The organism is Kaarinaea lacus (genome assembly GCF_975902315.1).
Window position 1 is genome coordinate 1 of the sequence record NZ_CDLKIE010000498.1, and the last position, 6,393, is coordinate 6,393.

Annotated in this window: 5 protein-coding genes; 2 read left to right on the plus strand and 3 right to left on the minus strand. The window is 46.3% G+C overall.

Annotation, left to right across the window (positions count from 1 at the left end; translation table 11 throughout):
- Positions 1 to 666 (plus strand): LpxL/LpxP family acyltransferase (locus ACWVCM_RS15540; RefSeq protein WP_455202678.1); only part of this gene is annotated, 666 nt, incomplete at its 5' end.
- Between the two features lie 38 nt (positions 667 to 704).
- Here ACWVCM_RS15540 and ACWVCM_RS15545 read toward each other — a convergent pair.
- Genes ACWVCM_RS15545 through ACWVCM_RS15555 form a run of 3 tightly spaced genes read right to left on the minus strand, consistent with a single transcriptional unit; the run spans position 705 to position 5,133 of the window.
- The gene (locus ACWVCM_RS15545) at positions 705 to 1,733 is read right to left on the minus strand and encodes a hypothetical protein (protein ID WP_455202679.1); all 1,029 of its coding nucleotides are present in this window, start codon (positions 1,731 to 1,733) and stop codon (positions 705 to 707) included.
- Positions 1,730 to 3,106 carry a metallophosphoesterase family protein gene (locus ACWVCM_RS15550; RefSeq protein WP_455202680.1) on the minus strand — a complete coding sequence of 459 codons (1,377 nt, stop codon included), beginning with the start codon at positions 3,104 to 3,106 and terminating at the stop codon, positions 1,730 to 1,732. Before ACWVCM_RS15550 ends, ACWVCM_RS15545 begins: the two co-directional genes overlap by 4 nt.
- A gap of 8 nt (positions 3,107 to 3,114) precedes the next feature.
- Positions 3,115 to 5,133 (minus strand): LTA synthase family protein, encoded by a 2,019-nt coding sequence (locus ACWVCM_RS15555; protein WP_455202681.1) that lies wholly within the window; start codon positions 5,131 to 5,133, stop codon positions 3,115 to 3,117.
- A 335-nt stretch (positions 5,134 to 5,468) separates the two neighbouring features.
- Between ACWVCM_RS15555 and ACWVCM_RS15560 the strand changes: the two genes are divergently transcribed.
- The coding region (locus tag ACWVCM_RS15560) for a 3-deoxy-D-manno-octulosonic acid transferase (protein ID WP_455202682.1) at positions 5,469 to 6,393 on the plus strand (925 nt) is incomplete at its 3' end.

Sequence of the window (6,393 nt, forward strand, 5' to 3'; positions counted from 1 at the left end):
CTGGAAATTCCCACTTCCTGGTGGGAAAGCGATAAAAAACTGGCACCACTCGGCAAAGTACATGGAATTGAATATATACGACAGGCCCAGGAACAAGGTAAGGGAGTATTGCTATTAAGTGCTCACTTTACCAGCCTTGAAATCGGTTGCCGTTTTTTAGCCATGCAGATTCCAACATATAATATGTATAAATTGCATCGCAATGAATTATTCGAGCGGGTTATGAAAGCAAGTCGTGAAAAGCATGCCAAAGGATTGATTGAACGACGCGATGTTCGCAGCTTTATTCGTGCATTAAGAAAAGGCGAGGTGTGCTGGTATGCGCCGGACCAGGACTTTGGTACGCAAAACAGTGTCTTTGCACCGTTTATGGGTGTTGAAACATCAACATTAACCGCAACGTCCCGCCTTGCCAAAATGGGTAAAGCCGTGGTTATTCCGTTTTTTCCTCGTCGACGCAGAAACGAAATTGGCTATGACGTGTTTATCCTCCCCCCTTTGGAGAACTTCCCCAGCGGTGATGATGTTAAGGATGCCAAACTGGTTAATGAACTGATTGCAGAACAAATCGAACTGGCTCCGGAACAATACCTGTGGGGACACAGACGTTTTAAAACGCGACCTGAAGGCGAACCCGATGTTTACGGGAAAAAAGGCGCACGTTAACAACTAATCTCCACCTGTTATCAATCCACCGTACCAATCTAGTTTTTTACTGTCTCGACCCGATCCGCATTGGCGTTGCTGGACTTGAAAAATAGCAACATCAGCAGTGGCAGCAGAAATACTACCCTCCAATGGACATAAGCAATATTGGCATAAAATAAGTTGCCTATGGCCAGCCCTAAAAACATCGGCATCGCGCCTGACACCACCAATATAGGGGCAGGCTTTTGCTGGAAGTTCCCCAGCTGAACGATACTCCAGCCAAGGCACAAGCCTACTAGCGCGCTATGCATATAATGTAATACATAGGCCGGCCAAATAACTGCAACAATGAAGTTCCCTATTGCGATGATGACAATCATCCAGTAGTTTCTGGCGATCGAATTAAATGCCAGCCAACTACCCAACGCTCCCGCAATAAATGCAGCAGCCAGATGCCATGCCCATCCGGTATTTACCTGGTAATCCCACAACACCAATCCCAGATCCAGTGACAGCAAAAACACCAGGTATTTTACCGGCCTTGCTACTGGATTTTTTTTATACTGCAATAATTGCAGCTCACTGGATCCGGCAACAGGCCAAAGACAGGCAACCGCCATAATTGCGGCCATTATAAATAGCGAGCTCATGGGATAATAGAATGCCAACAACCAGGCTATCCCCAGCACCAGCCATGCGCCCGTACTAGCCTTGCGATGATCTCCCTGCCAGGCAGACAAGCGTATACTGGCCATTATACTGGCCAGGTAAGATAAGATACCTGATACCACCAACATGACAGATTGTGTCAGTGAGTGTTCATCCCAGAAGGCAAAATGGAGTTTTTGATAAACAAACAGTACAAGGATTGCACCCAGCATTAACAAACTGGTCGCTATCGTCCGGGAAGACAATGGCCTGACCAGCTTCGCTGTAAACCAGTGCAACACAGGCAGCAATAATAACGGGACTAAAAACAGTTTTCCGGCGAGTTCATCAAAATCCGACCCATAAACAACCAGCCCCAGCGCAATGGATACGCAATATAGAAACGGGAATTGATAGAGTAAAAGATAATGGATCATATCCGGGATTTTTCACTGGTTAACTGTATTCGCTGCTCCGACCTGGCAGCAAGCGGAAACTCGATGTCATAGTAACTGTGATTTTCATCGTTGAAACGATTCACCAGTTTCCCGTAATCCGGCTTTAGATCGGTCACGATTCCCGGGACCTTGATTTGAATCCTGGCATTCGCAAATGACTCGTGCAATTCATTCTGAATCAAAACGCTGGTGTCATCTTGCTGCACACTGCTTATCTTACCCATTGGGATAGAACTGGTGGCATCTCTGTCCCCATCACCATTCATGTCATAGGTATAAGACACTAATTTTCCACTATCCAGATAAATTAATCGATAGCCATGATGCAAAGGAGAACTGGAATATTTTTCGCGTAAATCAGCACCTGCGGCAGTGGTCACTACATAGGGTATCCCGGGAAAATCCCAGGTGTCGCGACGGTCATTACCTCTTTCATCGTAAACCGCATCACCGTGCCAATGGCCCGACAACACAATAGGCACCTGCATTTCCCTGAAAGCCTGCACCATATCCGTTACATGAATTGCTACATAACCCCGCAAATCCGGGCGATGATGCATAGGGTGATGCAACTGCACGATGGGGGTTCGCCCTTCCAGTTTATTTAATTCATCTTCCAGCCAGCGAAATTGCGCTTCTGTTAACTGATCTCGGCCATGGCCCGAGTTCAAGCCAATAATCTGATAGTTGCCATACCGTACTGAATGATAGGGTTCGCCCAATAAGGTCAGATACCCTGCCCAACCCTCATACTCATGATTACCAGGCGCAGCAATCACTGGCGCATTGATTTTTTCCATTGCCGCAATCAAGCGATAATACTGATCCCATGAACCGCCATAGGCGATGTCACCGGTCATCAACACCAGGTGTGGATTGATGATATTGATTTCGTCAATAATCTGTTGCAGGCGTTGATCGCCATCACCGCGACCCAGGGTAGGCAAATCAGCCATTTGCACAATAGACACTTGCTCCGGAAATTCTGTCACTACATGAACTGCTTTAGGTCGGACAATTTCATTTTCGCCATCTGAAACAATGAGCGAATAACTCGCGGCGATAACAGAATCTGGAATTTCAACAGACAGGGACTGTTTGTTAAAATCTGTCTTTTGCCCTGTTACGTTCAGGGGAATCTGTTGCTCACGCAATGCAAGCGAAACCTGCCATTGAGGTTGCCAGAAAGGCAGCGTCGAAGTAATACCAAGATCAATTGTCGAACCCGCTTTGACAATGACCGGCATACCGATACGAGGAGCCACTACATCAAAGCGCGCTGGCAACATTATCCATAGCATCATTATTGCAATAATGACAACTGAAAGAAAAATTCTTACCGGGAATGGCATGAAGGTATCTAGATACGCGAATTGTGATAACGCATATAGCGCGTGGTTTCAAATATTGCCCGAGTCAATTGTTCAAACTCAGTCGCCTTTTCGGTAAATTGACTCATGACGTTGTCACGTGGAGTGCCAGATTGCATATCATGCAACACCTTGTTACTTCCATCATCATTCATCAAAAAATAATAACGTTCATCGAGAAGACCAATACGTAATCCCTGCCCGTGTGTAACGGTGAAGGCGTAACGTGCGTCATCATATCGCTCATCAAAAAGATCTCGCCCCATGGTGGTATTCACATAGCCATTGGCAGCAAGGCCAGCGATAGTCGGCAATACATCAACTTCACTAGCGACCTTGTTGAACACTTTGCCTTTGGGCAACAGTTTTGGTGCATAAATCACTAACGGCACGCGCAAACCCTGAATCTTCAACTGTTCTTCAAAAGGCGGAGTATGTACCCCGGTATTGGCATGAATGCCATGGTCGCCATAAAATACAAAGATGGTATTTTCAAAGTACGGTTCCTGTTTCACCGCTTCCATGAAAATACGAATACTGTGATCCATGAAGCGAAATGAATTATATTCCCCAACCGAATGAAAGCCATGTTCAAAGACTTCTTTATTTGCAACATCACGTACCTCGAAGCCACGATTATCTTCAGGAATGTTATAGGGACGATGGTTACCGGAGGTCTGGATTACCGCGAAAAAAGGTTCCTTTTGTGTACGCAGGATTTTGTTCGATTCCTCAAACAGGTGTAAATCCGATATGCCCCATACATCCATGCGCGGCGAGTCATAACTACCCTCTTCATATAATTTCAGCCCCGGTATATTGTGCGACAAGATACCTCGAATGTTACCCCAACTGGCGCTGCCTCCGATAAAATACAGTTTTTGGTAATTCTCAAAGGCATTAACAATCGTGTGCTGATTAACAATTAGCGGATTACGTGATGAGGTACGCCTGGTTTCTACATCAGCCAGTCCAGTGAGTGTTGTAAAAACAGAACGCGCGGTACCGGTATGCGGCACAAAAAAGTTATCAAAATAGACACCATCTTTGGCGAGACTATCAAAATAGGGGGTTGGGTTGAGAGCATTGCCGGATAATCCCGTTTTGTAGGTCGCAAACGATTCCAGTAATACGATCACTACATTGGGCTGTGATACGTGGAATCCATTGGCGTGACCGACTCGTTTAAAACTCAATGCTTCCTTATCAGGTTCGTCAACACCAAGATATTCGGCCATTAATTCATAATTTTGTGACACCGCCTCTTTGTCGAATTGAACATCCTTGTTTTTTAAAGTGGATGCCGCGTGAATAGCAGGATTTACTGTCACAGCAGCGGCAAAGGGATGGGTACTGAAATAGGCATCACTCCAGCGCAGGGGATACCAGGACAACTTACCGTATAAGCCGAAGATAATGAAAAAACTCGCAGTCGACACCACGGCGACTTTATAACGTCGGCGCACCGTATCCAGAGGCTGCTGCATGACCAGGTTTAAAAATTTATTGAGCACCCCTGTGTAAATGGCCAATACCAGCATCCAGGCCAGCACCAGCCAAACCACGGGATAGGATTGCCATACCATGAGGGCTGAAGTAGCGGGATTGGCAAAAAAACGCAGAATAGTGGCATCAAGTGGCACCTGCAGGTAGGCATAGTAAGCAAAATGGGTGATATATACGATTAACATCAGGGCAAATACCAGCACCAGATACGCTAACCAGAAGTGCCGGCTACGACTCGTTCCTGCCTGGTCCGCTTTGGCAAACGGATTCAGGTACGGTATCCAGGCCAGCAATAACATTGGTAACACCATGATCAGTGCTACCCGCGCATCGAATTTAAATCCGATAAAAAACGCGTTGGCCAATGTGCCAGGATCGACAGGATCTGTGGGGCTGTTGAAATAGGCCCAGAATGCAACACGAAATACGCTGAAAACCACAACGTTGAATACAACAACCGTGAAAATAAATCGAATAAGCCTGGGAATTTTGTAAATGGACATTGGTAACAACAACGCTATTGGACAGAAGCTGGTTAAAAGTAGATCAGCAGGTCATCTAATTTTTCTAATAATTACCACAAACGGAGGCTCGATCCTGTGATACGTAAGCCGCGGAATTCTATCATATTCCTGATGGCCAATATACTTTGGCAAAATGACGGAACCAGTTGCCACACCCGTTCAAACTGCTTACCCTGTGGCTTGTTTTCTTTGGCGATAAAACTGAAATTACAATCACTTATAATTATCGAGTCAGCCCAGACATAGGACTGGTAGCAACGACACAAGTTCAATACGGTAGCAAACCTTATACGGGCCGGTGACTATCAGAAACGATGAGCAATAAAAACAATACAGATCCAGCCCCACGCAGCCTGCTCCGCTATCAACTGCTTTTGTGGATCGCTGCCTTCCCCATATTCTGTTATACCCTTTGGCAAGCCATACGCTGCCGGGAATTTCGCTATTTACAGCAAAGGCTTGGTTTTGCTTTTTCCATTTCATCGCAACCCACAATATGGCTACATGCCGCGTCAGTGGGCGAAGTTCTGGCGGCTGAACCATTGATCAAGGCGCTGGATAAAAATTATCCCAAAACGACAGTGATAGTCACTACCGTCACGCCAACTGGCGCGGAAATGGTCACGCAGCGATTCAGTGAGCAAATAAAGCATTGCTACCTGCCAATTGACTGGCGTAGCGCCGTGCAGCGCTTCTTCAGGAGAGTGAAACCCTGCTGTGCCTTAATTATGGAAACAGAACTGTGGCCGAACCTGTACGCAGCTTGCGCGCGCCGCAATCAACCCTTGCTCATTATTAACGCGCGGGTTTCAGCAAAAACGCTCAATACCCGTGGATGGATCAGAGATCTCTATCACAGCACGCTTTCAAACGTATCCACAGTGTTGGCCCGATCACAAACCGACGCTGACGGCTTTGTTGAACTTGGCGCTGCAGCGGATACAGTGCAAGTAATCGGGAATATCAAATTCAGCGCAGCCAAACCGGTTACCGATACAAATCCCATTAAACTGCCCCGTCCTTTCATACTCGCGGCATCAACCCATGAAGATGAAGAATTACAACTGGCCCGCATGTGGTTGGCGATGGAAACACAGCATAAATTATTAGTCATTGCACCACGTCACCCCAAGCGCAGTAGCGGCATTATTAAGCAACTTAATTCGCTGTCAGTTAAATTAGCTGTGCGTAGCCACAACGACAGTATCCATGATGATACACAGGTTTATCTTGCCGACA

What these genes read in the sequence shown, in the direction of transcription:
- ACWVCM_RS15545 (WP_455202679.1), bottom strand. Translation starts at nt 1,733, where the DNA reads ATGATCCATTATCTTTTACTCTATCAATTCCCGTTTCTATATTGCGTA.
- ACWVCM_RS15550 (WP_455202680.1), bottom strand. Translation starts at nt 3,106, where the DNA reads ATGCCATTCCCGGTAAGAATTTTTCTTTCAGTTGTCATTATTGCAATA.
- ACWVCM_RS15555 (WP_455202681.1), bottom strand. Translation starts at nt 5,133, where the DNA reads ATGTCCATTTACAAAATTCCCAGGCTTATTCGATTTATTTTCACGGTT.